Source organism: Polynucleobacter necessarius, from assembly GCF_900095205.1.
Lineage (GTDB): Bacteria > Pseudomonadota > Gammaproteobacteria > Burkholderiales > Burkholderiaceae > Polynucleobacter > Polynucleobacter necessarius_E.
Genome location: NZ_LT606951.1, coordinates 153,910 through 175,677, shown reverse-complemented (window position 1 = coordinate 175,677; position 21,768 = coordinate 153,910). Strand labels below are relative to the sequence as shown.

The 21,768-nt window shown below is 44.5% G+C and carries 30 protein-coding genes, 1 tRNA gene and 1 pseudogene; 9 read left to right on the top strand and 23 right to left on the bottom strand.

Annotated features, from left to right (window positions below; translation table 11 throughout):
• Positions 1-2 precede the first annotated feature (2 nt).
• The 4 genes from DXE37_RS00995 to pth all read left to right on the top strand — a co-directional run bounded on the left by DXE37_RS00995 (position 3) and on the right by pth (position 2,567).
• Positions 3-79: transfer RNA gene (locus DXE37_RS00995), tRNA-Gln, on the top strand.
• Positions 80-133: 54 nt separating this feature from the next.
• Positions 134-1,099 carry a ribose-phosphate pyrophosphokinase gene (locus tag DXE37_RS00990; protein WP_114636274.1) on the top strand — a complete coding sequence of 322 codons (966 nt, stop codon included), beginning with the start codon at positions 134-136 and terminating at the stop codon, positions 1,097-1,099.
• Positions 1,100-1,235: 136 nt separating this feature from the next.
• Positions 1,236-1,871 (top strand): 50S ribosomal protein L25/general stress protein Ctc, encoded by a 636-nt coding sequence (locus DXE37_RS00985; protein WP_114637495.1) that lies wholly within the window; start codon positions 1,236-1,238, stop codon positions 1,869-1,871.
• Positions 1,872-1,976: 105 nt separating this feature from the next.
• Positions 1,977-2,567, top strand: coding sequence for an aminoacyl-tRNA hydrolase (gene pth, locus DXE37_RS00980; protein WP_114636273.1), 591 nt, complete (start codon positions 1,977-1,979; stop codon positions 2,565-2,567).
• Positions 2,568-2,597: 30 nt separating this feature from the next.
• Here the strand turns inward: pth and DXE37_RS00975 are convergent, their stop codons facing one another.
• The 8 genes from DXE37_RS00975 to DXE37_RS11955 form a co-directional block, all read right to left on the bottom strand.
• The gene (locus DXE37_RS00975; protein ID WP_114636272.1) at positions 2,598-2,864 is read right to left on the bottom strand and encodes a YfhL family 4Fe-4S dicluster ferredoxin; all 267 of its coding nucleotides are present in this window, start codon (positions 2,862-2,864) and stop codon (positions 2,598-2,600) included.
• 16 nt (positions 2,865-2,880) lie between these two features.
• Positions 2,881-3,378 carry a pantetheine-phosphate adenylyltransferase gene (coaD, locus tag DXE37_RS00970; RefSeq protein ID WP_114636271.1) on the bottom strand — a complete coding sequence of 166 codons (498 nt, stop codon included), beginning with the start codon at positions 3,376-3,378 and terminating at the stop codon, positions 2,881-2,883.
• 83 nt (positions 3,379-3,461) lie between these two features.
• Positions 3,462-4,019, bottom strand: a complete 558-nt coding sequence (gene rsmD / locus DXE37_RS00965; RefSeq protein ID WP_231970886.1) for a 16S rRNA (guanine(966)-N(2))-methyltransferase RsmD — start codon at positions 4,017-4,019, stop codon at positions 3,462-3,464.
• A gap of 4 nt (positions 4,020-4,023) precedes the next feature.
• On the bottom strand, positions 4,024-4,569 hold the full coding sequence (locus tag DXE37_RS13220; protein WP_269460252.1) for a M16 family metallopeptidase: 546 nt from the start codon (positions 4,567-4,569) through the stop codon (positions 4,024-4,026).
• Between the two features lie 43 nt (positions 4,570-4,612).
• Complete coding sequence (locus tag DXE37_RS13215) at positions 4,613-5,353, bottom strand: M16 family metallopeptidase (RefSeq protein ID WP_269460251.1); 741 nt, start codon at positions 5,351-5,353, stop codon at positions 4,613-4,615.
• 10 nt (positions 5,354-5,363) lie between these two features.
• Positions 5,364-5,591 (bottom strand): hypothetical protein, encoded by a 228-nt coding sequence (locus DXE37_RS11965; RefSeq protein WP_231970885.1) that lies wholly within the window; start codon positions 5,589-5,591, stop codon positions 5,364-5,366.
• Positions 5,592-5,678: 87 nt separating this feature from the next.
• Positions 5,679-5,927: a hypothetical protein gene (locus DXE37_RS11960; RefSeq protein ID WP_231970884.1), complete on the bottom strand. Its 249-nt coding sequence runs from the start codon at positions 5,925-5,927 to the stop codon at positions 5,679-5,681.
• A gap of 31 nt (positions 5,928-5,958) precedes the next feature.
• Positions 5,959-6,603, bottom strand: a complete 645-nt coding sequence (locus DXE37_RS11955) for a M16 family metallopeptidase (protein ID WP_231970883.1) — start codon at positions 6,601-6,603, stop codon at positions 5,959-5,961.
• A gap of 186 nt (positions 6,604-6,789) precedes the next feature.
• Here DXE37_RS11955 and ftsY point away from each other — a divergent pair, with 186 nt between their 5' ends.
• Positions 6,790-7,680 (top strand): signal recognition particle-docking protein FtsY, encoded by an 891-nt coding sequence (gene ftsY, locus DXE37_RS00950; protein ID WP_114636270.1) that lies wholly within the window; start codon positions 6,790-6,792, stop codon positions 7,678-7,680.
• 93 nt (positions 7,681-7,773) lie between these two features.
• Positions 7,774-8,697 carry an RNA polymerase sigma factor RpoH gene (gene rpoH, locus DXE37_RS00945; RefSeq protein WP_114636269.1) on the top strand — a complete coding sequence of 308 codons (924 nt, stop codon included), beginning with the start codon at positions 7,774-7,776 and terminating at the stop codon, positions 8,695-8,697.
• Positions 8,698-8,715: 18 nt separating this feature from the next.
• Here rpoH and DXE37_RS00940 read toward each other — a convergent pair whose 3' ends face one another.
• The 5 genes from DXE37_RS00940 to DXE37_RS00920 are packed head-to-tail and all read right to left on the bottom strand — an operon-like array spanning position 8,716 to position 12,763.
• Positions 8,716-9,300 (bottom strand): SCO family protein, encoded by a 585-nt coding sequence (locus DXE37_RS00940; RefSeq protein WP_114636268.1) that lies wholly within the window; start codon positions 9,298-9,300, stop codon positions 8,716-8,718.
• Between the two features lie 7 nt (positions 9,301-9,307).
• Positions 9,308-10,201, bottom strand: a complete 894-nt coding sequence (cyoE, locus tag DXE37_RS00935) for a heme o synthase (RefSeq protein ID WP_114637494.1) — start codon at positions 10,199-10,201, stop codon at positions 9,308-9,310.
• A gap of 17 nt (positions 10,202-10,218) precedes the next feature.
• Complete coding sequence (locus DXE37_RS00930) at positions 10,219-11,322, bottom strand: COX15/CtaA family protein (protein WP_114636267.1); 1,104 nt, start codon at positions 11,320-11,322, stop codon at positions 10,219-10,221.
• A complete protein-coding gene (locus DXE37_RS00925) occupies positions 11,322-11,978 on the bottom strand; it encodes a hypothetical protein (RefSeq protein WP_114636266.1) in 657 nt (218 codons plus the stop codon). Before DXE37_RS00925 ends, DXE37_RS00930 begins: the two co-directional genes overlap by 1 nt.
• Complete coding sequence (locus DXE37_RS00920) at positions 11,975-12,763, bottom strand: SURF1 family protein (RefSeq protein WP_231970882.1); 789 nt, start codon at positions 12,761-12,763, stop codon at positions 11,975-11,977. Before DXE37_RS00920 ends, DXE37_RS00925 begins: the two co-directional genes overlap by 4 nt.
• Before the next feature lie 24 nt (positions 12,764-12,787).
• On the opposite strand from DXE37_RS00920, the gene DXE37_RS00915 reads away from it, so the two are divergent.
• Positions 12,788-13,027 (top strand): twin transmembrane helix small protein, encoded by a 240-nt coding sequence (locus DXE37_RS00915; protein ID WP_114636265.1) that lies wholly within the window; start codon positions 12,788-12,790, stop codon positions 13,025-13,027.
• Positions 13,028-13,064: 37 nt separating this feature from the next.
• Here the strand turns inward: DXE37_RS00915 and DXE37_RS00910 are convergent, their stop codons facing one another.
• The 7 genes from DXE37_RS00910 to DXE37_RS00885 form a co-directional block, all read right to left on the bottom strand.
• The gene (locus DXE37_RS00910) at positions 13,065-13,919 is read right to left on the bottom strand and encodes a cytochrome c oxidase subunit 3 (protein ID WP_114636264.1); all 855 of its coding nucleotides are present in this window, start codon (positions 13,917-13,919) and stop codon (positions 13,065-13,067) included.
• 29 nt (positions 13,920-13,948) lie between these two features.
• On the bottom strand, positions 13,949-14,143 hold the full coding sequence (locus DXE37_RS00905; protein ID WP_114636263.1) for a DUF2970 domain-containing protein: 195 nt from the start codon (positions 14,141-14,143) through the stop codon (positions 13,949-13,951).
• Positions 14,140-14,724, bottom strand: coding sequence for a cytochrome c oxidase assembly protein (locus DXE37_RS00900; RefSeq protein ID WP_114636262.1), 585 nt, complete (start codon positions 14,722-14,724; stop codon positions 14,140-14,142). The genes DXE37_RS00905 and DXE37_RS00900 overlap by 4 nt, the downstream gene beginning before the upstream one ends.
• Before the next feature lie 14 nt (positions 14,725-14,738).
• A complete protein-coding gene (locus tag DXE37_RS14165; RefSeq protein WP_415066500.1) occupies positions 14,739-14,954 on the bottom strand; it encodes a cytochrome oxidase small assembly protein in 216 nt (71 codons plus the stop codon).
• Positions 14,854-16,461 (bottom strand): cytochrome c oxidase subunit I, encoded by a 1,608-nt coding sequence (gene ctaD / locus DXE37_RS00895; RefSeq protein ID WP_114636261.1) that lies wholly within the window; start codon positions 16,459-16,461, stop codon positions 14,854-14,856. Before ctaD ends, DXE37_RS14165 begins: the two co-directional genes overlap by 101 nt.
• Positions 16,462-16,504: 43 nt before the next feature.
• Entirely contained in the window at positions 16,505-17,662 is a 1,158-nt protein-coding gene (coxB, locus tag DXE37_RS00890; RefSeq protein WP_114636260.1) for a cytochrome c oxidase subunit II, read from the bottom strand.
• Between the two features lie 179 nt (positions 17,663-17,841).
• A complete protein-coding gene (locus DXE37_RS00885) occupies positions 17,842-18,642 on the bottom strand; it encodes a class I SAM-dependent methyltransferase (RefSeq protein ID WP_231970881.1) in 801 nt (266 codons plus the stop codon).
• A gap of 233 nt (positions 18,643-18,875) precedes the next feature.
• On the opposite strand from DXE37_RS00885, the gene DXE37_RS00880 reads away from it, so the two are divergent.
• Both DXE37_RS00880 and trmL read left to right on the top strand, forming a co-directional pair.
• The gene (locus DXE37_RS00880) at positions 18,876-19,406 is read left to right on the top strand and encodes a ComF family protein (protein WP_114636259.1); all 531 of its coding nucleotides are present in this window, start codon (positions 18,876-18,878) and stop codon (positions 19,404-19,406) included.
• A 10-nt stretch (positions 19,407-19,416) separates the two neighbouring features.
• Positions 19,417-19,887, top strand: coding sequence for a tRNA (uridine(34)/cytosine(34)/5-carboxymethylaminomethyluridine(34)-2'-O)-methyltransferase TrmL (gene trmL, locus DXE37_RS00875; RefSeq protein WP_114636258.1), 471 nt, complete (start codon positions 19,417-19,419; stop codon positions 19,885-19,887).
• 20 nt (positions 19,888-19,907) lie between these two features.
• Here trmL and DXE37_RS00870 read toward each other — a convergent pair whose 3' ends face one another.
• The 3 genes and pseudogenes from DXE37_RS00870 to grxC all read right to left on the bottom strand — a co-directional run bounded on the left by DXE37_RS00870 (position 19,908) and on the right by grxC (position 21,764).
• Positions 19,908-20,930, bottom strand: a complete 1,023-nt coding sequence (locus tag DXE37_RS00870) for an NAD(P)H-dependent glycerol-3-phosphate dehydrogenase (protein ID WP_114636257.1) — start codon at positions 20,928-20,930, stop codon at positions 19,908-19,910.
• A gap of 23 nt (positions 20,931-20,953) precedes the next feature.
• On the bottom strand, positions 20,954-21,478 hold the full coding sequence (gene secB, locus DXE37_RS00865) for a protein-export chaperone SecB (protein ID WP_114636256.1): 525 nt from the start codon (positions 21,476-21,478) through the stop codon (positions 20,954-20,956).
• Between the two features lie 32 nt (positions 21,479-21,510).
• Positions 21,511-21,764, bottom strand: a pseudogene (gene grxC / locus DXE37_RS11950) (glutaredoxin 3).
• Between the last annotated feature and the right edge of the window lie 4 nt (positions 21,765-21,768).

Here is a 21,768-nt window from a genome sequence, read left to right as displayed (position 1 = left end):
GTAGGGGAATCGCCAAGCTGGTTAAGGCACTGGATTTTGATTCCAGCATGCGAAGGTTCGAATCCTTCTTCCCCTGCCAAATACTGTAGAAACGACAAAGATAACCTTTTGACCCCACAAACCCCTTAAGCCTATGTCCTCCATAAACGCAGATTTATTGACTCTTTTTACAGGCAACGCAAATCCCGTTTTGGCTGAGGCTGTAGCCAAAGAACTGAATCTCCAGATGGGGAAAGCCTTTGTTGGCCGCTTTTCTGATGGTGAGATCCAAGTAGAAATTCAAGAAAATGTCCGCGGCAAAAATGTGGTCGTTATCCAATCAACCTGCGCTCCTACGAACGATAGTTTGATGGAGCTCATGATCATGATCGATGCCCTAAAACGCGCATCCGCAAGCCGCATAACCGCAGTGATCCCTTACTTCGGTTATGCCCGCCAAGACCGTCGCCCACGTTCAGCGCGCGTTGCCATCTCTGCACGTATTGTGGCCAATATGCTTCAGTCGGTTGCTGGAATCGAGCGCGTTTTGACGATGGATCTGCATGCCGACCAAATTCAGGGCTTTTTTGATATTCCAGTAGACAACATTTACGCCTCCCCAGTCTTATTGGCTGACCTACAAGCACAGAAGACTCAAAAAGACCTCATCATTGTGTCTCCAGACATTGGAGGCGTAGTCCGCGCCCGCGCAATGGCCAAGCAATTAGGTACAGATTTAGCAATTATTGATAAACGTCGTCCAAAAGCGAACGTATCTGAAGTAATGCACCTTATTGGCGAAGTAGAAGGCCGCCACTGCGTCATCATGGACGACATCATTGATACCGGCGGAACCCTCTGTAAAGCGGCTGAGGTGCTCAAAGAGCGCAGAGCTAAGGGCGTAACCGCCTACTGTACCCATGCCGTCCTCTCAGGCGGTGCTGTAGCTCGCATTGCTGCTTCTGAATTAGATGAGTTAGTTGTTACCGACACCATTCCGCTCACTCCAGAAGCCATGAAAGCATCTAAAATTCGGCAACTGAGCGTTGCTCCGATTCTTGCTAAAACCCTTTCTCGCATCAGCAAGGGCGATTCAGTGATGTCGATGTTTGCTGAATAAGTCAAAAATCACCGTTTTACCCCGATTTTTGGCAGTTTTATGCCATTTGTAGGCAAAAACATCCATTCCCACGATATAATTGAAGGCTTTTCTGTTTGGTCGCGAACGGAAATTAACCTTAACTAGGGAATTAATTATGAAAGTAGTAGCCTTTGAAAGAAGCGTACAAGGAACGGGTGCGAGCCGCCGTCTGCGCAATTCTGGAAAAACTCCAGGAATCGTTTACGGTAGTCAAGATCCAGCCTTGGTCATTGAGTTAGACCACAACGCGTTATTCCATGCTCTCCGTAAAGAGGCATTCCACTCATCTATTTTGGATTTGGAAGTTGGCGGTAAGACACAAAAAGTGTTGTTACGCGATTACCAGATGCATCCATTTAAGCCATTGGTATTGCACATTGACTTCCAGCGCGTATCCGCAACTGAGAAAGTACACATGCGCGTTCCTTTGCACTTCACAAATGCTGAGACTTCAGTTGCCGTGAAATTACAAGGTGCCGTTATCAGTCACATCCTTACTGAACTTGAAGTTTCTTGCTTGCCAGCAGACTTGCCAGAGTTCATTGAAGTGGACCTAGCTAAGATTGAAGTTGGTCATGGTATTCATGCCAAAGACATCGCATTGCCAAAAGGCGTTACCTTGGTATTGCATGTAGAGCAAGAGAACCCAGTACTTGCAAATGCGCGCATCCCAGCGGTTAAAGCTGCTGAGTCTACAGATGCTCCAGCAGCTGCAGCGCCTGCGGCTGATGCGGCTAAGGATAAAGCTTAATATTTAGCTTAAGCTCTTAGTGAACAAAGCCCGCATAAGCGGGCTTTGTTATTTGCTCATTCCATTTGTTTTGGCGAAACACTGTTATATCTTTAAACTCTCAGCATGACTAAATTAATTGTTGGTTTAGGAAACCCAGGGGATGAGCACGAAGCAGATCGGCACAATGCTGGCTTTTGGTTTGTTGACGCCCTAGCAAAACAATTCAGCATTCGTTTTGAAACTGAGAAGCGCTTTCATGGCAGGGTGACGAAAGCAAAATGGGAAGGCGAAGCTCTTTACCTTCTTAAACCCAGCACTTACATGAATTTGAGTGGTCAATCTGTTGGCGCCTTATGTCGCTTTCATAAAGTTACCCCTGCAGATATTTTGGTGGTTCAAGATGAGCTTGATCTGAAACCCGGCACCGCACGCCTGAAATTGGGTGGCGGCACAGGCGGTCATAATGGCTTAAAAGATATTCAGGCACATTTAAGCACCTCAGAATACTGGCGCCTACGCCTAGGGATTGGCCACCCAAGAGATCTAGCGGGGGATGGTCGCCCCATGGACGTTGCGGATTATGTTCTGCGCAGACCTCAGTTAGCTGAGCAAAAACTCATTGATGCCAGTATTGAAAATGGCTTACAAATACTTCCGCTATTTTTAAAGGGCGATGCACAAAGCGCCATGATGGAACTGCACTCAAAGGGATAATCCAAGTACCCACTTATTTAAGTTGCTGAGTTAGGCTGTATTGGCTTTTTTAACAGCAGTTAATAGCTTGAACTTCGTCATTAGCTGCTCTGGGGTTTCTACAAACTCTGGATTAAATGGAATACAGTCGACTGGACAAACTTGTCGACATTGTGGCGCGTCATAGTGACCCACACATTCAGTGCATTTATCAGGATCTATTTCATATATCTCTAGACCCATGTAAATAGCATCATTTGGACATTCTGGCTCACACACATCGCAATTGATGCATTTGTCCGTGATCATTAAAGCCATGATTTACTTACAGGCCTCATTCTTTATTCTGAGCGCCGGAGGCAATTTTTTTGACTAGCCATTTTTCTACAGATGGAAATACAAACTTGCTCACATCACCGCCCATCGAGGCAATCTCACGCACAAAGGTACCGGAGATAAATTGATATTGATCGGATGGAGTTAGGAACAAAGTTTCTACATCGGGTAGCAGGTAACGATTCATACCAGCCATTTGGAATTCGTATTCAAAATCAGATACAGCACGCAAACCACGAACAATTACTCGTGCATTATGTTCACGAGCAAAATCTTTTAACAGGCCAGTAAAACCAACAACTTTCACATTTGGATAATGGCCAAGCACTTCTTTTGCGATAGCAATACGCTCTTCTAAAGTAAAAAATGGACGCTTACTACGACTATCAGCCACCCCCACAATTAATTCAGTAAAGATGCTAGATGCGCGGCGCACTAAATCCTCGTGACCACGAGTAAATGGATCAAATGTTCCAGGGTATACAGCAACAGTCATAAGACTCCTAAGACTTTATCGGCTACAGGCAAGAGTTTAGCCTTTTCCACTGCGAAATAGACAAGCTTTTACCTGCCCAGCCTCTAAGTATTTTCACAATGCCAGCCTGGAGGTAGCGCTTCAAGCTCCTCACGCTGACGAGTTGAGGGAAATTCCACATAAATCCCTCCTCCTGTAGAGTCGTCACACACCCTACTAGCTTCAATGACAGCATGGTCTAAAAGGCTCGAATCCTGAAATGGGGGATCAATGAAAATGAGATTACTAGAACGATCTACCTGTTGCTTTAAAAATTCAAGGCTATCTCGTTGCAATACCTCTACATGCCCAGAAGCGGGAGATGACTGTAATAAAGCAAAATTTGCACTGAGGTTTGCGCAAGCCTTTTTATCTTTCTCCATCAGGATCACCAATGCAGCACCCCTTGAGGCCGCTTCAAATCCTAAGGCACCAGTTCCAGCAAAGAGATCTAGGCAACGTAAGCCCGTCAAATCTTGTCCCAACCAATTAAACAAAGTTTCTCGTATGCGATCTGTTGTTGGACGCAAGCCAGGAAGATCCATAACTGTCAGCAAACGGCTTCTCCAGTTGCCACCAATAATTCGAATTTTCTTAGGTGGCTCCTTCTTCAAGGTCTTCATGGACTTATTTATTTTTTGCTCCCAAAACAACAATTTTCATGCGATCCATTGCTAGATATTTTTGGAATACCACTTTTACTTGCTCCAATGTCACTGCCTCGACTTTTTTAGTCCAAACATCCATCGTATCCAGAGATAAATCATTCCAAACAATTGATGAGACGTTATCTAATAATTTGCGATTGTTATCAATACGCAAGGGATAGCCATTGATTAAGTTTCCTTTGGCCGCTTCAAGTTCAGATGGCGTAGGTCCATCAGCAATAAATTGCGAGATAGTCGAACTCATCACATCCAAAGCTAGGGAGGCCTGATCACTCGTAGTTTGTAAGCCCGCCTGGAAAATGCCATTCTCTTTCCCAGGGGCAAAATAACTAAACACGCTGTATGCTAGCCCTCGCTTCTCGCGAACCTCAGACGTAAGACGAGAAACAAAGCCGCCGCCCAAGATATAGTTACCTACGAGCAAAAGGAAATAATCTGGGTTACTACGCGCTTCCGCTGTCATTCCCATTGCGATATGCGCTTGCTGAGAGTCAAAAGGACTCACTATCGCCCTCTGCGCTAAGGGCTCAACAGGAGAGCGATCTAACTCAGGTAACTTCGGAATAGGTTGACCAGTTGGAAAGGATTTGCTTTAACAAACCCTGTACGATTTCATAAGCCTGAGCACGATCCACATCACCAACAATACTCACAATCATGCGATCACCACGATAAAACTGTTTATGAAATTGCGATAAATCGGCAGGCGTTACTGCGGCAATCGATTTGGGTGCGGGAGCATTTGCCAAAGGATAGTTTCCATACACTGATTTTTTAAAGCGGCGCTCAAGAACAAACTCGGGCTTTGTTTCCGCCTCTTGCAAACTCGTGATCGTTCGTTGCTTTTCACGTTCGACAATTTTTGGATCATAAATTGGTGAACTCAACATCGCTGCAGCCAATTGAACCGCTCTATCGCGCAAGTCTTTTCTACTCAGACTACGAATACATAAAATTGCGCGTTCACCGCCGACAGACAAGCCGATATTTGCACCTAAATCAGCAATTTCATCGGCAATTTGGGCTTCACTGATAACGCCCTTTTCACCTCGATCGCCATAATTCATCAGGCCTGCAGTCATATCTGCTAAACCGCTCTTATTAAGAGGGTCATAACGATCACCCGCATCAATACTGACCTCAATATCTACCATGGGCAAAGCTTTAGTTTGTACTAAATATGCTTTAGCACCTTTATAGACGTCTAATTTTTCAATTGGCAAAATTGCATTTGCATTGCCAATGCCATACCAAAGATAAGAGGCATATCGAAATAAGCTGCTATGCAAACTTCATTTCTTACCCTTCTTGATATTTGATTGGCGAGCTTGTGGATCTAGCACTGCAATTGTCATACCCTCCTACCAGATATTGTTTGGCAACCGCCTGAAATTGGTCGGGCGTAATGGATTGCATTTTTTCCAACATGTAATCAATATCTCTCCAAGAGAAGCCAGCCATCTCGGTAATTCCAATTTCCATAGCTTGTCCAAAGATTGAATCGCGCTTATAGATTTGCTCTGACAAAATGCGCACCTTAATTCTCTTGAACTTAGATTCCAATATTCCCCTTTGCTTTAGTTCATCAAGCGCCTTCCGAATACTTGCCTGCGCTTAATCAACCGTCTTACCTTTAGCCATGGTTGCGCTAATGAGAAACAACTCTGGTCCGCGAGAAATCATGTCATAACCCACACCAACATCATTCACTACTTTTTCTTGCTTAACGAGCGCGCGATTTAAGTGGGCATTGTCATAACCATCGAGGACTGCTGTCAGAGGCTCAAGAGCATATGGCTCGGGATCATCTAGCCTCTCGGGCTCTAGGCGAGGCGCTTTCCCAGGCCATTGCCAGCTGAGCACTGTCAGCAGGCGCTTTTACTTGGACCTTGCTTCATTCTTTTTTTTGAGGTGGCTCAATCTGTGGTTTCCGAACAGGCAACTCGTGAGCAATCGCAGCGCCATAATATTTTTCCACCAAACTCAACACTTTTTTGGCGTCTACATCCCCAGTGATTACCACTGTTGCATTGTTTGGTGCGTACCAACTACGATACCAATCCCGCGCATCAGATGCTTTCATATTTTGCAAATCATTCATCCAGCCGATGACAGGATAACGATGAAGAGAACTCATGTATGCAGTCGCCATGAGTGATTCATTAAGCAAGCTACTGGGATTAGCTTCTGTCCGTAAACGACGCTCCTCCATGATGACTTGGATTTCTTTTAAAAACTCTGCGTCATCAAAACTCAAATTGGACATGCGATCTGCTTCAAGTTTGATCACATCTTCTAATTTTGATTTTTCAACTTGCTGAAAGTAAGCGGTGTAATCGCGTGAAGTAAACGCATTCTCACGCCCACCTACAGCGGCTACTAAGCGAGAAAATTCACCCGTCTTCACCCGATGAGTGCCCTTAAACATCATGTGCTCAAGCACATGCGCAACGCCTGTCTTACCGTTTACCTCATCCATTGAACCTGCTCGATACCAAACCATATGAGCTACCGTTGGAGCGCGATGATCCTCCCTCACAATCAACTTCAGTCCATTACTTAACTGATATTGATGAGTATCGACTGCTTCAGCCCCTTTAGCCCAATTGAATTGAGCACTTAATACAAATAAGAGGAAAATTCGGAGTAAATTGGAAAGTATCTGTTAAATCACCATATCCCAAGAATTAAATTGATAAGATACAAAGTTTAAATTGTATCAATTATGTTTGGCTTACGTAAAACCCTCGGATCCCTTTTTAAATCAAGTAAAGTTGATGAATCTTGGTTTGATACTTTAGAAGACTCACTCATTCAAAGTGATGTGGGTCTACCTACGACCGAACAACTGATCAGCAAACTACGTAAAGCTGCAAAATCAGAGAAAGCCTCAAGCCCAGAGGAGTTGCAAGCACTCCTCATCCAAGAGGTTAGCTCATTACTAAGTGCAATCGAGCCTTTGCCAAATCCACTCTTTACGAGTCAAAAAGCGAATGCTCCAGAAGTATGGTTAGTTGTAGGAGTAAATGGCGCTGGAAAGACCACCACCATTGGCAAACTTTGTAGACTGTTTCAATCTCAAGGTAAATCCGTCCTATTGGCTGCTGGGGACACCTTCAGAGCAGCCGCTCGCAATCAACTACAAGAGTGGGGTGGACGCAACCAAGTAGATGTTATTACTCAAGAAGGTGGCGATGCTGCCGCTGTTGCACACGATGCCATTCACGCTGCTATTTCACGCAAATGCGACATTCTTATCATTGATACCGCCGGACGGCTTGCTACTCAAGACCACTTGATGGAAGAGCTAAAAAAAGTAAAACGGGTCATCGGCAAGGCCCTTCCTGGGGCTCCTCACCATACACTGCTCATCTTGGATGGCAACACTGGCCAGAATGGTCTTAGCCAAGTCAGGGCTTTTCATGCGGCCTTGGGACTTACTGGAATTATTGTGACGAAGCTTGATGGCACTGCCAAAGGTGGGGTAATCTGTGCGTTGGCCCATACCCTACAAGATGGACCAAAACCTAGTGTTTTAGCTCTTGGCAAAGGCGAAGGAATTGAAGATTTAGCCTCCTTTACAGCAGGGCAATATTCTTCAGAATTATTCAATTAAATCAATAAGCTATAGACAATAAAAACCATTAGCATTCTCTTGACAAGAGTGCTAAAATGGAAGTGTTGTTAACACCTCATATTTATAAGAAAAATGGTACAAAAGAAATCTGACAAACCGAATTTGCAAAAGCTGCCCGTCGCGCAGACTGCGGCGGCGGCTGCATTTCCAATGTTGCCAACCCTTGGGGTTGGCACTCTCGATTCCTACATTGCGTACGTCAATCGCGTACCGATGCTCAGCGCTGCGGAAGAATTACATCTTGCGCAGGAGTTTCGTCACACAGAAAATGTCGATGCCGCTAAAACTTTAGTTCTTTCACATTTACGCTTGGTTGTTTCTGTTGCTCGTCAATATCTTGGCTATGGCATTCCACACGCTGACTTAATTCAAGAAGGCAATATTGGCCTCATGAAAGCAGTAAAACGTTATGACCCCAGCAATGGAGCACGATTAGTTTCGTATGCGATTCATTGGATTAAAGCAGAGATTCATGAGTACATTCTCAAGAATTGGCGTTTAGTAAAAACTGCAACCGCCAAAGCACAGCGTAAATTATTCTTTAACTTACGTAGTAACAAACCCACTTTAAGCGCACTTACTCCGAGTGAAGTAGAAGCCTTAGCCAGAACCCTTGGTGTAAAGGGTTCTGACGTTAAAGAAATGGAGATGCGTCTTGCTGGTGGTGATGTCGCACTAGAAGGCGATGATAGCGATGATGATTCGGCTTACGCTCCCATTCAATGGCTAGCAGACAGCTCTCAAGAGCCCACTGCGCGCATTGCTAGCGCTGAAGCAGATGCACTTCAAGGCCCCAAATTAGATCAAGCTCTAATGGCCTTAGACGAACGTAGTCGCAATATTGTCCAATCCCGTTGGTTAGCAATGGACGCCGATGGTAATGGCACTAAGACGCTACATGATCTTGCTAGTGAATATGGCGTCTCTGCAGAACGTGTTCGTCAAATCGAAACTGCCGCCCTGAAAAAGATGCGCGGTTTACTGCAAGCTGCTTAAGCAAGCACTCTGCTTTTTTTACTTTAGCAATTCTTTCAAGTCATGAGCCAAGGTCTCTGGGCCTTGGGCATGCTTGATATATAAACGTAAGCGACCCTCTGGATCAAATGCATAGCTACCTGCCGCGTGATCCATCGTATAAGAACCTAGCTTTGTACCGGGCACCTTCTTGTAATAAATCTTAAAGTCTTTAGCAACTTTTTCCAAGGATGCTTCATCCGCAGGACGCAGACCCAAGAAACGAGAATCGAATGCAGGCACATACTGCTTCAGAATTTCTGCAGTATCACGTTCTGGATCTACAGTGACAAATAACACTTGAACTTTATCTGACTGAGACCCCATGAGGGTCATGACCTGCTGCATTTCCGTCAAAGTAGTTGGACAAATATCAGGGCACTGGGTGTAACCAAAAAACATCACCACCACTTTTTCCTTAAAGTCGGCCAAGGTTTTCACTTTCCCGTCAGGATCAAGCAAACTAAAGTCTTTGCCAAATGCGGTACTGCCCGTGATATCAATATTTTTAAACTCTGGCTTTGGGTTACAAGCAGAGAACACTAGGCAGAGAATTGCTATAAAGCAAAAGCGCAGAAAATTCATATTAATCTTAGAGGAAATAATGGTCTACCAAGAGCGCGGCAAATAGTAGCGATAAATAGGTGATGGAAAAGCGAAATGTTTTTTTAGCCAACGCATCGCTATAAGAAATAAATAGCGCAACTACATAGGCCAAAAACAGGAGGCCCAAAATAATGGCCGATATTAAATACACGAGACCGCTCATGCCATAGATGTATGGCAGTAAAGTGGCGGCAATCAAAATCAGGGTGTACAGCACGATATTTAAAAGCGTAAAGCGCTCTCCATGGGTCACCGGCAACATTGGCAAGCCCGACTGCACGTAGTCATCGCGCCGGTATAAAGCTAATGCCCAGAAGTGTGGTGGAGTCCATACAAAAATGATTAAAACCAAAAGCCAAGCTTCTGCAGAAAGTGTATTGGTTACTGCCGCCCAGCCAAGCGCGGGAGGCATTGCGCCTGACAATCCACCAATCACAATGTTTTGTGGTGTGGCTGGCTTGAGTAGCCAGGTATAAATCACCGCATAACCCACAAACGTTGCAAGCGTTAACCACATCGTTAGGGGATTACAGAAATTCCACAAGATAATCATTCCAAGGGATCCCAGAATGATAGAAAAAATGATGATATGAAATGGGGTCACTTCACCGGTTGCCGATGGTCGCCAAGAAGTCCGTTTCATCTTGGCATCAACAGCTTGCTCAATCAGGCAATTTACGGCAAATGCTGCGCCCGCCAAAAGCCAGATACCGACAACGTCCCCAAAGAGCACCGAGTAAGGAACCATGCCAGGTGTTGCCAAGAACATGCCAATTACCGCACAAAAAACGGCGAGCTGAGTCACTCTAGGTTTAGTTAAAACCCAATATTGACGCCAACGTGGCATAGCCACTGCTGCGTTTGTTTTAGAGTCACTCATACTTATGTCATCCTCTTTTACATGAAAGGCTTCCAAGAAGCCCAAAAACTCATTCTGATCAAACAGAATACCAAAGCAGCAGAGCCGGCGGTATGCAATAGAGCCGCCAATAGGGGCCACTGAAAGACCACATTAGAAATACCGGTCACTATCTGCAACAACAATACTCCTAGCATCAGCTTAGCCACTCTACTAAGGCCTGATAGAACGGGAGTTGCAAGCTGCAACGCCCTCAAACCCAAAGTGCCAAGCACTATGAATACTACCGCTGCAAATACACGATGTGCCCAATGAATGGTTTGTAAGGCTACGGGGGATATAAATTCGCCCTTGGAATTCAAGCCTAGCTGGCGCCAAAGAGTAAACCCTTCACCCCAATTTGTGTCGGGCCAGGCACTACCCAAACAAGTTGGGAAGTCGGGACAGGCCAAGACCGCATAGTTGGTACTCACCCAAGCACCCAAGAAAACCTGAATAAACAAAACAATAAAAGTAAGTAATAACAGTTGGGCTGAGATCGGCCGAATCCGAATAACACGCACTGAAGAAAGTTTTTCTTCCCATGATTGTTGTGCATATGCAGTCAAGCAAGCCAGTAAAACTAAGGCTAACATCAGATGAATGGTAACAATAATCGGCTGCAATTTAAGAGTCACCGTCCATGCACCAAAGGCACCTTGCACGCAGACCAATACCAACAAACCGAAACTGCCAAACAAGGGTCTGTTTCCCAAGCTCTTCAACCTACCAAACGCGAGTCCCACTTGCACCAAAATTAATGCGCCCACTGTCATTGCTAGGTAGCGATGAATCATTTCGATCCAGGCCTTAATTACCGTGACGGGACCAGTAGGTAAGACGCTCTCAGCTTGCTGTATATCACTCAGTGCATGAAAAGGATTAGAGGTGCCATAGCACCCAGGCCAATCAGGGCAGCCTAAGCCTGAATCGGTTAGGCGGGTAAATGCTCCAAATACAATTAAGTCAAAAGTCATAAAGACCAAGACCCAATTCAGTTTTTGAAAAATACTATAGCCTGGCTTTCTCCAAAGATAGAGGGGCAAGCCAGCAAAAACAATGGCAATCGCTGCTAGTTCCAGAAATAGGATCAAGCTAGGCATTACAAATTCTCGCCCTTGTGATTTAACTTCAAGAGCTTTTCCAAGTCTTTTTTCATGCTAGAAAATTCTTTAGGAGAATTGGTGACTGGAAAATAAATCATTTTTGCGGGTGTTGGATCAAGTAGTTGAATCTGCTGACCTGCCCCTTCTTTATTTAGCCAATCTTCAAATTCAGATCTCAGCTTTGGATCCAAAGGAAGTGTAACCACCTTTAAACCAGCAGCTTTCTCGTCGTAAATCTTAGTCACTTCTGGGTCAACAGGCTTACCATCCACATTCACCCAGATCAGTTGCAATCGCCCACTCTCTCTGCCCATGGCTACTCTTACCTGACGCATTAAAAATAAAGCTTCAATACATTTCTCATTTTTTATTTGGCACTCACCTGCTGGGCGCGCAATGAGGAGAGTCCACTTACCCTGCATTGGAGTTTCAAGCCAAGCAGTGTTGAATTCTTGCGCTGGGTAAACAAGCGTTCCCAAATTCGTTTTTCCACCTGCTGGCTTAATGACGTAATAAGCGAAATACGATGCAATCACCGGTGAAGCACAAGCAAGTAATAGCAACAGCATCTGAATGCGACCACGGCGAGTGCGTGCATTAATGGCAGATGCATCAATCTGTGACGCCGGAATTAACAACTCTTTATCACTCACCCTTGATCCCCATTCACAAGACCTTGACGTTTATATTGCCGCAGTCCACTTAACAACCAAAATAAAAACCCAGCAAAAGCCAAAGCAAACCACTGGAATGCATAAGCATAATGGCGATCGACGCCAATTGTCAGCGGAGTCCATTCACGCAACAATCCGTCCCCTATGCCGGTTTCGACCTCACGCAAAATAAATGGGCTTTGCTGCCATCCATGCAACTTACCCTCAGCCACCAAATCAAAATTCTGCTCGATTCTAGGCTTACCAGGATCAATAGACGTATTGCCGCCACCTAACTCATACACCCTACCAGGCTGAGCAAAAACGATACCTTCAATATTCACGACTTTATTCGGTGTTTGAACTGGCGGTAGGGTCTCCCGATTTTCGTTATTCCTTGGGGCCCAACCACGGTTTACCCACAGAACCTCATTCCTGTCTTCGAGCCTCAGCGGCATCATCAGATAAAAGCCTGATTGTGCGTTAGTGCTACCAGCAGGTGGAATCGGCCTAGGTCGGTTATCCAACCAAATTGCTGACTCAAGAATATATTGACCTCGAGCAATCATCCGACGTTCAGATGCCTCTTCCAAAGTCCAAGGGCTTGTATTTGCGTTCAAAATTGGCATTTGTTGTTTAGCCAATACACTCGCTGCCAGGGCAATTTTGGTGTCCGCTCTACCCAGCTGCCATATGCCAGCTCCACAGCCAATCCCAATAACCAGTAAGGCTGATACAGTAGCGACTATGCGCTTAGCAATGAGGGCAGTAAAAAGACTGTTCAAGAAATTGATAAATAAGGATTTGAGATGAAGTGGCTTATTCCGATTGTCCTACTAATGATTGTTTTTAGCTTAGGATCAGCCTTGTATTACATGATGAAAGATAGGGGCAATAGTGCTCGCATGGTTCACTCACTAATGCTACGTATAGGCCTATCTATTGCATTGTTTATTGGCATCCTTTTGGCCAACTATTTCGGACTGATACAAGCCACCGGAATTAAAGCAGGCACTAATTTAGGTCGACTAACAATCAGAGGCACTTAAAAATAAATCGGGGCTTTAGGCCCCGATTTTTACTTGCTTACATCCAGTAAACAGCGATATAGAGACCCAGCCAAACTACGTCAACAAAGTGCCAGTACCAAGCAGCGCCTTCAAATGCGAAGTGGTGTTTAGCAGTGAAGTCACCACGAATCATACGACGCAACACAATGGCCAACATAGTGCCGCCGAGGAAAACGTGGAAGCCATGGAAGCCAGTCAACATAAAGAAAGTAGAACCATAAATACCTGAAGTTAACTTCAAGTTCAATGCATGGTATGCATGGTAGTACTCATACATCTGGAAACCCAAGAAAATTGCACCCAAACCAACTGTCGCAGCCAAGTAAACAATCGCTTTCTTCATGTGGTTTTCTACTAATGCATGGTGGGCAATAGTAATAGTCACACCAGAACTCAACAACAACAATGTGTTGATAGTTGGAATCGGCCAAGGACCCATCGTAGTGAATTTCTCAACCAAACCAGCGGGGCCATCATTTGGCCAAACAGCTTGGAAATTAGGCCAAATCAATTTGCTTTCAACATCACCCATCCATGGCATCGCAATATTGCGGGCATAGAACAAGGCTGCAAAGAAAGCGCCAAAGAACATAATTTCAGAGAAGATGAACCAAGCCATTGACCAGCGATATGAAATATCAACGTTGACACCATTCTTGCCAGAATTTGACTCTGCAATTGTATCGCCAAACCAATGATAGAGTACAAACAAAATCCATGCCACACCAACCAAGCTCAGGGCGCCGCCCCAAGAAGTGTGATTAACCCAGCCTGACATGCCAGCGCCAAAAGCAATTAAGCCGGCTGCAGCCATAGCAGGATGTCTAGATAGTCCAGGAACGAAATAGTATGGGGTTGAATTGGATGACATCTTATTCTCTCTATTCAATCAAAAAATAATCAATGGAACACAACTGCTTTCACTATCAACAGGAGCACGCCCATAAAAATCAGGGCACCGACTACACCTGCAATGATAATGTGCACAAAACTTAGTGAAGCTACATCTTCCTGCAAGCCTGCTTTTTTACGCACGCCCAAAAAGCCCCACATCACAGCTTTCATAGACTGCATAAAACTACTTTTCTTCTTCATGAAGCAACCTTTGATTTTGGCGCTGGTGGAGTACCACCCAAACCTAACTCAAAGAAGGTATAGGACAAAGTGATTGTTTTTACATCATCAGGCAAACCTGCATCGATTACAAAAACCACTGGCATCCTCTTCGTTTCATTTGCTGCAAGCGTTTGTTCTTGAAAACAAAAGCACTCTAATTTCGTAAAAAACTCTGTTGCACTTTTAGGTACATAGCTTGGTATTGCTTGAGCGCGCACCGTACGACCGAGTTTATTGTTTACTTCATAAACAATCTCCGTCATTTCACCTGGATGAACTTCTAAGAAGTTCTTCACCGGCTTAAAAGTGAACGGCCCACGGCTATTCGAGTCAAACTCAATAGTTACCGTACGAGAATAATTAACTTGTGTGTTGCCTACCTTATTAAGGCTAAAAGCACGAACACCATAATCATTCTTGCTGGTAACCACATTAATCCCAGTGACCTCACATAAGGCCTTGTACATTGGAACTAATGCATAACCAAAACCAAACATCATTACTGCTGCTACTAAAAGCTTCAACAAAATCTGTCGATTTAACGTTTGAGTTGTAACCATCTTAATAAGCTGGATTAACCCAACATACTCCGTTTAATCACAATTCCAATAAAAAACGTCACCACTACACTCAAAAGAATGAAGCCCATCCTACGATTATTCGCAGCAAGGGCTTGCTTCTCTGAGGAATTAAATTCCTGCTTCACGCATTTGCTCTGCACTAGGCAGAGTCTCAAATGTATGGTGCGGAGCTGGAGAAGGAATAGTCCACTCCAAACCTTTTGCGCCATCCCATGGCTTCATTGGGGCTTTTTCACCCTTGCCGCTATAAGCTGGCATTACAACGAAGAGTAGGAAGTAAACCTGCGCTAAACCAAAGCCCAAAGCACCAATCGAAGCGATTGCATTGAAGTCAGCGAATTGGGTTGGGTAGTCAGCGTAACGACGTGGCATACCGGCTAAGCCCAAGAAGTGCATTAGGAAGAAGGTGACGTTGAAGAAAATCATGGAAGCCCAGAAATGGATCTTGCCGCGAGTTTCATTAGCCATATAGCCAGTCCACTTTGGACACCAGTAATAGAAGCCAGCAAACATCGCAAATAAAGAACCAGCTACCAATACATAGTGGAAGTGCGCAACAACGTAGTAAGTATCTTGAACGCCGATATCAATTGGTGCCATTGCCAAGATTAGACCTGTGAATCCACCCATGGTGAAAACGAAGATAAAACCAATAGCCCACAACATTGGAGTTTCAAAGGTCATTGAACCTTTCCACATTGTTGCAACCCAGTTAAAAATCTTCACGCCAGTTGGAACAGCAATCAACATAGTTGCGTACATGAAAAACAATTGGCCTGCAACCGGCATACCAGTTGCAAACATATGGTGCGCCCAGACGATGAATGACAAGATCGCAATCGATGCGGTTGCATAAACCATTGAGCTGTAACCGAACAATGTTTTTCTGGAGAAGGCTGGAACGATTTCACTAATAATTCCGAATGCAGGAAGAATCATGATGTAAACCTCTGGGTGCCCAAAGAACCAGAAAATATGCTGGAACATGATTGGGTCGCCACCACCAACGGCAGAGAAGAACGAAGTACCAAAATGACGATCAGTCAAAACCATCGTGATCGCGCCAGCCAACACAGGCATAACAGCAATCAACAAATACGCAGTAATTAACCAAGTCCAGCAGAACATTGGCATCTTCATCAATGTCATACCAGGAGCGCGCATATTTAAGATGGTTACGATGATGTTGATCGAACCCATAATGGATGAAGCACCCAACAAGTGAAGAGCAAAAATCGCCATATCCATGCCAGGACCCATTTGAGAGGTCAATGGAGCATAGATAGTCCAACCACCTGAAGGAGCACCCCCAGGTGCCAGGAATGAACTCAATAATAATGTTGCAGCTACTGGAAGAATCCAGAAACTGAAGTTGTTCATACGAGCAAATGCCATATCAGATGCACCGATTTGCAAAGGCACCATCCAGTTAGCAAAGCCAACGAATGCAGGCATGATCGCGCCGAACACCATCACCAGACCGTGCATGGTTGTTAGCTGATTGAAAAACTCGGGACGTAAAAATTGCAAACCAGGCTGGAATAACTCCAAGCGAATACCCAACGCCATCACTCCGCCAGCTAACAAGCTAACGAATGAAAAGATCAAGTACATCGTGCCAATGTCTTTATGGTTGGTTGCGAACAACCAACGACGCCAGCCGTGTGGCGTGTGATCATCATGTGCGTTATCGTGGGTAGTAGAGACTGTACTCATAAATTACTCCGGTTTCGTTTTTATCTGTATTAGTTAATCTGAATTAATTGCCACCACGTGCGGCAATAACTTCTTGGGTTTGAATGACTTCACCCGTCTTATTACCCCATGAGTTACGTGTATAGGTCATCACTGCAGCGATGTCGCCATCAGAGATCACACCAGCCCACTTTGGCATAGCGCCCTTACCATTGATAAGAATATTGAGCTGTCCTGCTTTAGGACCAATTACCACTTTGCTGCCATCCAATGCTGGGAATGCGCCCGCACCTTTGCCGTTCGGCTGGTGACAGGCTGCACAGTTCGCTGCATACACTTTGGCGCCACGTTCCTTTTGCTCATCCAATGTGTAAGCCTTAGAAGGGTCTTCGCCACCAGCGCCCATTTCTTTTTTCTTCTGAGCAACCCAAGCTGTGTAGTCTTCTTGTGAGACCACTTTCACAACGATCGGCATAAAGGCATGTTCTGCACCACAAAGCTCAGAACACTGGCCGCGGAATGTACCAATTTTTTCAGCTCTAAACCAAGTGTCACGAACAAAGCCTGGGATGGCATCCTGCTTAACGCCAAATGCTGGAATAGTCCAAGCATGGATTACGTCATTAGCAGTTGTGATTAAGCGAATTTTTTTACCAACAGGAACAACCATTTCATTGTCCACTTCCATCAAATAAGTATCTGACTTAGGTACCAAGTTATTAATTGCTTCGCGTGATGTAGATAAGGTAGACAAGAAGTTGATGCCTTCGCCTTCGCCTTTGATGTAGTCATAACCCCACTTCCACTGATAGCCAGTAGTCTTAATAGTGATGTCAGAATTAGTTGTGTCCTTCATTGCTACAACTGTTTTTGTTGCAGGTAACGCCATACCAATAACGATAAGCAATGGGATTACTGTCCAAATAATTTCTACAGTCGTGCTCTCATGAAATAAAGCTGATTTGTGACCCAATGATTTACGGTGCTTCAAGATGGAATAAAACATCACTCCAAAAACACCAACAAAAATCAATGCGCAAATTATCAACATCATCCAATGCAACCAATGGATCTCTTGCATGATTTTGGTAGCAGGAGACGCAAAATTCAGCTGATTTACAGCTGGGCCACCAAGCATATTCTCTGCTGCATAAGCAAAAGCAGTGCCAAAAGCTGCTACGAAATAGAGCGAAGCCCTGCTGACTTTTCCAAATAAATTCATCTTATTCTCTGTTTATTGTCGTGAGCAAAGTAGCAAAAATGCCTAAAAATGCCCGAAATACGGTCTCAAGCCAATACATCCTGCCGTGATTATAGGGTTAATTAAGCTCAACAACAAACAGGGTTAACCCAGCTTGAACCAATCTTGGTCAAGGTTTAAAAGATAGTAAGCGCTTACACTTAAGCAGAATCTGACCTAGTCTTGCGTCCAATTTGATTTAGATCAATATAGGCTACGTTGTCCTTGGCTTTTGCAAGGTGCTTTCCGACGGCCCATGCATGCCCATAAACCACTTCTAAAGTGAGTTTTGGCGGCAAAACACTCATTGTAGTGATTTCAAGAGGGGTGGATTGCATCAAATTGAAGGCGCTGACATCTCCTAGCAACAGATCCGGCTTTTCATAATCTAAGGTCAAGTACTCCATATCCATGACTGAGTCTGAAAAACGCTCAGAAAGCAAAGCGTCTCCCATGTCATGCATATCCCAAGGACTTAATAAATTCTTGAGCTTTAGCTCTGGAATAGTCAGTGAGCGCAACTCTTTTCCAGTATCGGGCCCTAAATAGCTAAACGTCATTAAACCGCCCTCGCGCAACACACGCCAACATTCCTTTAAGAAATGCTTGGGATCGGGTAGATCCTGTAGTAGGAGGTCACTAAAAACTAAATCAATGGAGTTATCTGGAAGATTAAATTTGCCAGAGGATCTATAACTTGCCAAGGGACTGGTATTGCTAGCAAATAAGGAGCGCCAATTGCCCATCGCTTTGGCCCGCCACATTTGCATTACTGAAACACCTTCTTCTGTAATGCCAAAAGTGCGAGCACTTGGGTAGCGCTTCAACAATATGTCCAAATGCTTCCCGGGGAAGTCTGGCACGATCAAGATGTCTTTCACATCGAGCTTCACGATGTCTAGTTTCTGCAGCATGCGGTCTGCAATTTCGTCTTGTAACCACTCTCTGATTGACTGGGTCATTGGCTCAGTATACTCAGCGCCCAATGCAATTTCCAGAGAATATTTTCAAGCCATTTGTGAGCAACTTTGCCCACAGCTTGTATTATTTGTCAGCGGTTTCAAAATATTCCATATGCACAAGCTGTTTACATACCTTAAGAAATGAATGTCTATTTAATTACCAGTGCTGTTACCAATGTGGCATTGCACTTCAGGCAGAAGAAATTGAACAACAACAATGTACGTCCTGCCATATGCTAAAACCGCGTTTTGATGAAACATACTGCCTAGATCGTTATGAAGGTATGCTTCAAGTTTCACTGCATGAGTTCAAGTATCAGAAACGAATTGCGTTTGGAAATGCACTCAGTACAGCATGGAATTTACTTCTCGCACAGCAGCTAGAAAACGTGGACGCAAGTTACTTGCTTCCAGTCCCACTCAGTACACAAAAGTTAGCTCGACGGGGATTTAACCAAACTTGGGAAATTGCTAAACGCATACGCTGTAATAAGATAATTTATAAATCACCGCTCATACTTCAGCGTCATCATGATTCAAAGCACCAAGCCGGTAGCACTCTGCGCAACCGCCGCCTAGCAATTCAGGATATGTTTTATATTGAAGAGACTTATATTGAACGACTTCAAAATAAAACCATTATTGTATTTGATGATGTCATGACGAGTGGAGCAACTCTCAACGAAATTGCACGCATTTTGAAGGACAATGGAGTATCTCGCGTAATTAATTGGGTGCTACTCAGAGCTGCGCGGCCAATTTAATGAATACCGCATGTTTAATATCGTTTTATTCGAACCCGAAATCCCCCCCAACACCGGCAACATCATTCGTCTCTGTGCAAATACCGGGGCAAAATTACACCTCATAGAACCTCTTGGATTTCCAATGGAGGATGCGAATATGAGGAGAGCTGGCTTGGATTATCACGAGTTTGCAAAAGTTAAAGTCCATAAAAATTGGGATCAGTTTTTACAAGATGAGCAACCAAATCCACAACACTTCTTTGCATTAACAACAAAGGGTTCGGGGAAATTTCATGAAGGGCAATATTCGCCTAATGATTATTTTGTATTTGGCTCTGAAACCAAAGGCATTACAGACGAAGTAAGGGATTCCATACCAGTTGAAAATCGCATGCGACTAGCAATGCAAGATAGTAGTCGTAGCTTGAACCTATCAAATACAGTGGCAATAGTAGTCTATGAGGCTTGGCGACAAAATGGTCTTGCAGGTGGCCAGTAAAAAAGTAGGAAAAGTTTTAATTACGATTCAATCTTGGGGTCACGCCCCATTAACTTTTTAACAGCGTCATGTGGTTTCAGTTGGCCAGCTAACACTTCACCCATCATGGCAGTAATTGGCATCTCCACACCTAGACGCGCAGCCAGATCTCCAACTGCAGAGGCGCAAAGCACGCCCTCAGCAACATACCCAAGACTTGCCAGAATTTCCGGGAGTGACTTACCTGCAGCTAACTCAAGACCAACCCTACGATTACGGGATAGGTCGCCAGTAGCAGTCAAAATTAAATCTCCAACTCCAGTAAGTCCCATACAAGTTTCTGATTTACCACCCGCAGCTTTTACAAGGCGCATCATTTCTGCCAAGCCTCTGGTAAGAACTGCAGCACGAGCATTAAGACCTAAATCCAGACCATCGCCAATTCCTGCTGCGATAGCTAGAACGTTCTTAATAGCACCACCCAACTCAACACCAACTAAATCGTCGTTTGAGTAGATCCGCATATTGCCGTGGTGAAAAGCAGCCTGCACTGCCTCGCAAAGTTTGGCGGAGTTACTTGCTACGGTTAGGGCACAAGGCATACCTGCGCCCACCTCACGAGCAAAACTTGGTCCAGATAATGCGCCATAAGAATGCGTGATGCCATGCGCATGAATTTTGCTCTCCCGCTCGACAACCTGATGCGGCAACAAAGCGGTATTGGGCTCAAGCCCCTTACATAACCAAATAATATTGAGGGGATGTTGAGCAATCTTTAAAACTTGAGCGATCGTTTCTGAAAGCCCTGACATTGGCGTTACAATCACTAATAAATCATGGCTCGAGAGTCTTTCAATGACGGTGGTTAAATCACCCTCAAATTTCAGCCCCTTAGGCAACAAAATGCCCGGGAGGTAAACCTGGTTCTCACCCGTCTTTTGAATCTCTACTAACTGCTGCTTGCTACGAGACCATAAACAAGCATCGCCGCTCTGCAGATGACGAGCCGCTTGCGCAGCCATCGCCGTCCCCCAGGCACCGGCACCAAGCAAGGTCACTTTCATGATCTGTTGGCTCCTATTAATGCTTAATGAGGAAGGATAATTTTGCTCTCATCTGTCCCTTGATCGTCTTTAGTAGCAGCTTCATGAGCCGCCATCAGTCGCTGATCATACATGCTGCCATGGAAGTCGATTTCATTCAAATGAATAGGCTGAAAGCCCGCACGGCTAATGGTATCGGCAATATTCGAGCGCAAATAAGGGTACAAAATAGTGGGGCAGGTAATACCTAACATTGGATCTATTTGCTCGGGTGGAATATTGATAAATTCAAAAATTCCGGCTTGCTTAGCCTCAACCAAGAAAAGCACCTTCCCTTCTACTTTTGCCGTAACAGTACAAGCTAAAGATACTTCAAAAATTTCACTATTAACGGGTTCAACTAAAATATTAATCTCCACTTGAACTTGGGGCTCAGAGGCTACCAATGAAATCTGTGGCGCGTTCGGTTGCTCAAGTGATAAATCCTTTAAGTAGATCCGTTGAATACGAAAGCTAGGATCTTTAGATTGATCAGAATTTGTTTGTGGTGTGGAGGATTGCTCGGTCATTGCTAACTTTCTTTATAAATTTATTTAATCAATTAAGCTAATAAGGAATCAAGCTTCCCAGCACGATCTAGCGTGACTAAATCGTCATAGCCATCTACATGGGTATCACCAATATAAATCTGTGGCACAGTACGACGACCAGTACGGGTCATCATAATTTCTCGTTGGGATGGATCACGATCAATCAAAATCTTATCTAAATGCGCAACGCCTTTTTTAGTAAAAGCTTTTCAGCCATCACACAGTATGGACAAACCTGAGTGCTATACACTGTTACTAGAGGCATGATT

What these genes read in the sequence shown, in the direction of transcription:
- DXE37_RS00990 (WP_114636274.1), top strand. Translation starts at nt 134, where the DNA reads ATGTCCTCCATAAACGCAGATTTATTGACTCTTTTTACAGGCAACGCA.
- DXE37_RS00985 (WP_114637495.1), top strand. Translation starts at nt 1,236, where the DNA reads ATGAAAGTAGTAGCCTTTGAAAGAAGCGTACAAGGAACGGGTGCGAGC.
- pth (WP_114636273.1), top strand. Translation starts at nt 1,977, where the DNA reads ATGACTAAATTAATTGTTGGTTTAGGAAACCCAGGGGATGAGCACGAA.
- DXE37_RS00975 (WP_114636272.1), bottom strand. Translation starts at nt 2,864, where the DNA reads ATGGCTTTAATGATCACGGACAAATGCATCAATTGCGATGTGTGTGAG.
- coaD (WP_114636271.1), bottom strand. Translation starts at nt 3,378, where the DNA reads ATGACTGTTGCTGTATACCCTGGAACATTTGATCCATTTACTCGTGGT.
- rsmD (WP_231970886.1), bottom strand. Translation starts at nt 4,019, where the DNA reads ATGAAGACCTTGAAGAAGGAGCCACCTAAGAAAATTCGAATTATTGGT.
- ftsY (WP_114636270.1), top strand. Translation starts at nt 6,790, where the DNA reads ATGTTTGGCTTACGTAAAACCCTCGGATCCCTTTTTAAATCAAGTAAA.
- rpoH (WP_114636269.1), top strand. Translation starts at nt 7,774, where the DNA reads ATGGTACAAAAGAAATCTGACAAACCGAATTTGCAAAAGCTGCCCGTC.
- DXE37_RS00940 (WP_114636268.1), bottom strand. Translation starts at nt 9,300, where the DNA reads ATGAATTTTCTGCGCTTTTGCTTTATAGCAATTCTCTGCCTAGTGTTC.
- cyoE (WP_114637494.1), bottom strand. Translation starts at nt 10,201, where the DNA reads ATGAGTGACTCTAAAACAAACGCAGCAGTGGCTATGCCACGTTGGCGT.
- DXE37_RS00930 (WP_114636267.1), bottom strand. Translation starts at nt 11,322, where the DNA reads ATGCCTAGCTTGATCCTATTTCTGGAACTAGCAGCGATTGCCATTGTT.
- DXE37_RS00915 (WP_114636265.1), top strand. Translation starts at nt 12,788, where the DNA reads ATGAAGTGGCTTATTCCGATTGTCCTACTAATGATTGTTTTTAGCTTA.
- DXE37_RS00910 (WP_114636264.1), bottom strand. Translation starts at nt 13,919, where the DNA reads ATGTCATCCAATTCAACCCCATACTATTTCGTTCCTGGACTATCTAGA.
- DXE37_RS00905 (WP_114636263.1), bottom strand. Translation starts at nt 14,143, where the DNA reads ATGAAGAAGAAAAGTAGTTTTATGCAGTCTATGAAAGCTGTGATGTGG.
- DXE37_RS00900 (WP_114636262.1), bottom strand. Translation starts at nt 14,724, where the DNA reads ATGGTTACAACTCAAACGTTAAATCGACAGATTTTGTTGAAGCTTTTA.
- DXE37_RS14165 (WP_415066500.1), bottom strand. Translation starts at nt 14,954, where the DNA reads ATGGCGCAAAAGGTTTGGAGTGGACTATTCCTTCTCCAGCTCCGCACC.
- ctaD (WP_114636261.1), bottom strand. Translation starts at nt 16,461, where the DNA reads ATGAGTACAGTCTCTACTACCCACGATAACGCACATGATGATCACACG.
- coxB (WP_114636260.1), bottom strand. Translation starts at nt 17,662, where the DNA reads ATGAATTTATTTGGAAAAGTCAGCAGGGCTTCGCTCTATTTCGTAGCA.
- DXE37_RS00885 (WP_231970881.1), bottom strand. Translation starts at nt 18,642, where the DNA reads ATGACCCAGTCAATCAGAGAGTGGTTACAAGACGAAATTGCAGACCGC.
- DXE37_RS00880 (WP_114636259.1), top strand. Translation starts at nt 18,876, where the DNA reads ATGCTAAAACCGCGTTTTGATGAAACATACTGCCTAGATCGTTATGAA.
- trmL (WP_114636258.1), top strand. Translation starts at nt 19,417, where the DNA reads ATGTTTAATATCGTTTTATTCGAACCCGAAATCCCCCCCAACACCGGC.
- DXE37_RS00870 (WP_114636257.1), bottom strand. Translation starts at nt 20,930, where the DNA reads ATGAAAGTGACCTTGCTTGGTGCCGGTGCCTGGGGGACGGCGATGGCT.
- secB (WP_114636256.1), bottom strand. Translation starts at nt 21,478, where the DNA reads ATGACCGAGCAATCCTCCACACCACAAACAAATTCTGATCAATCTAAA.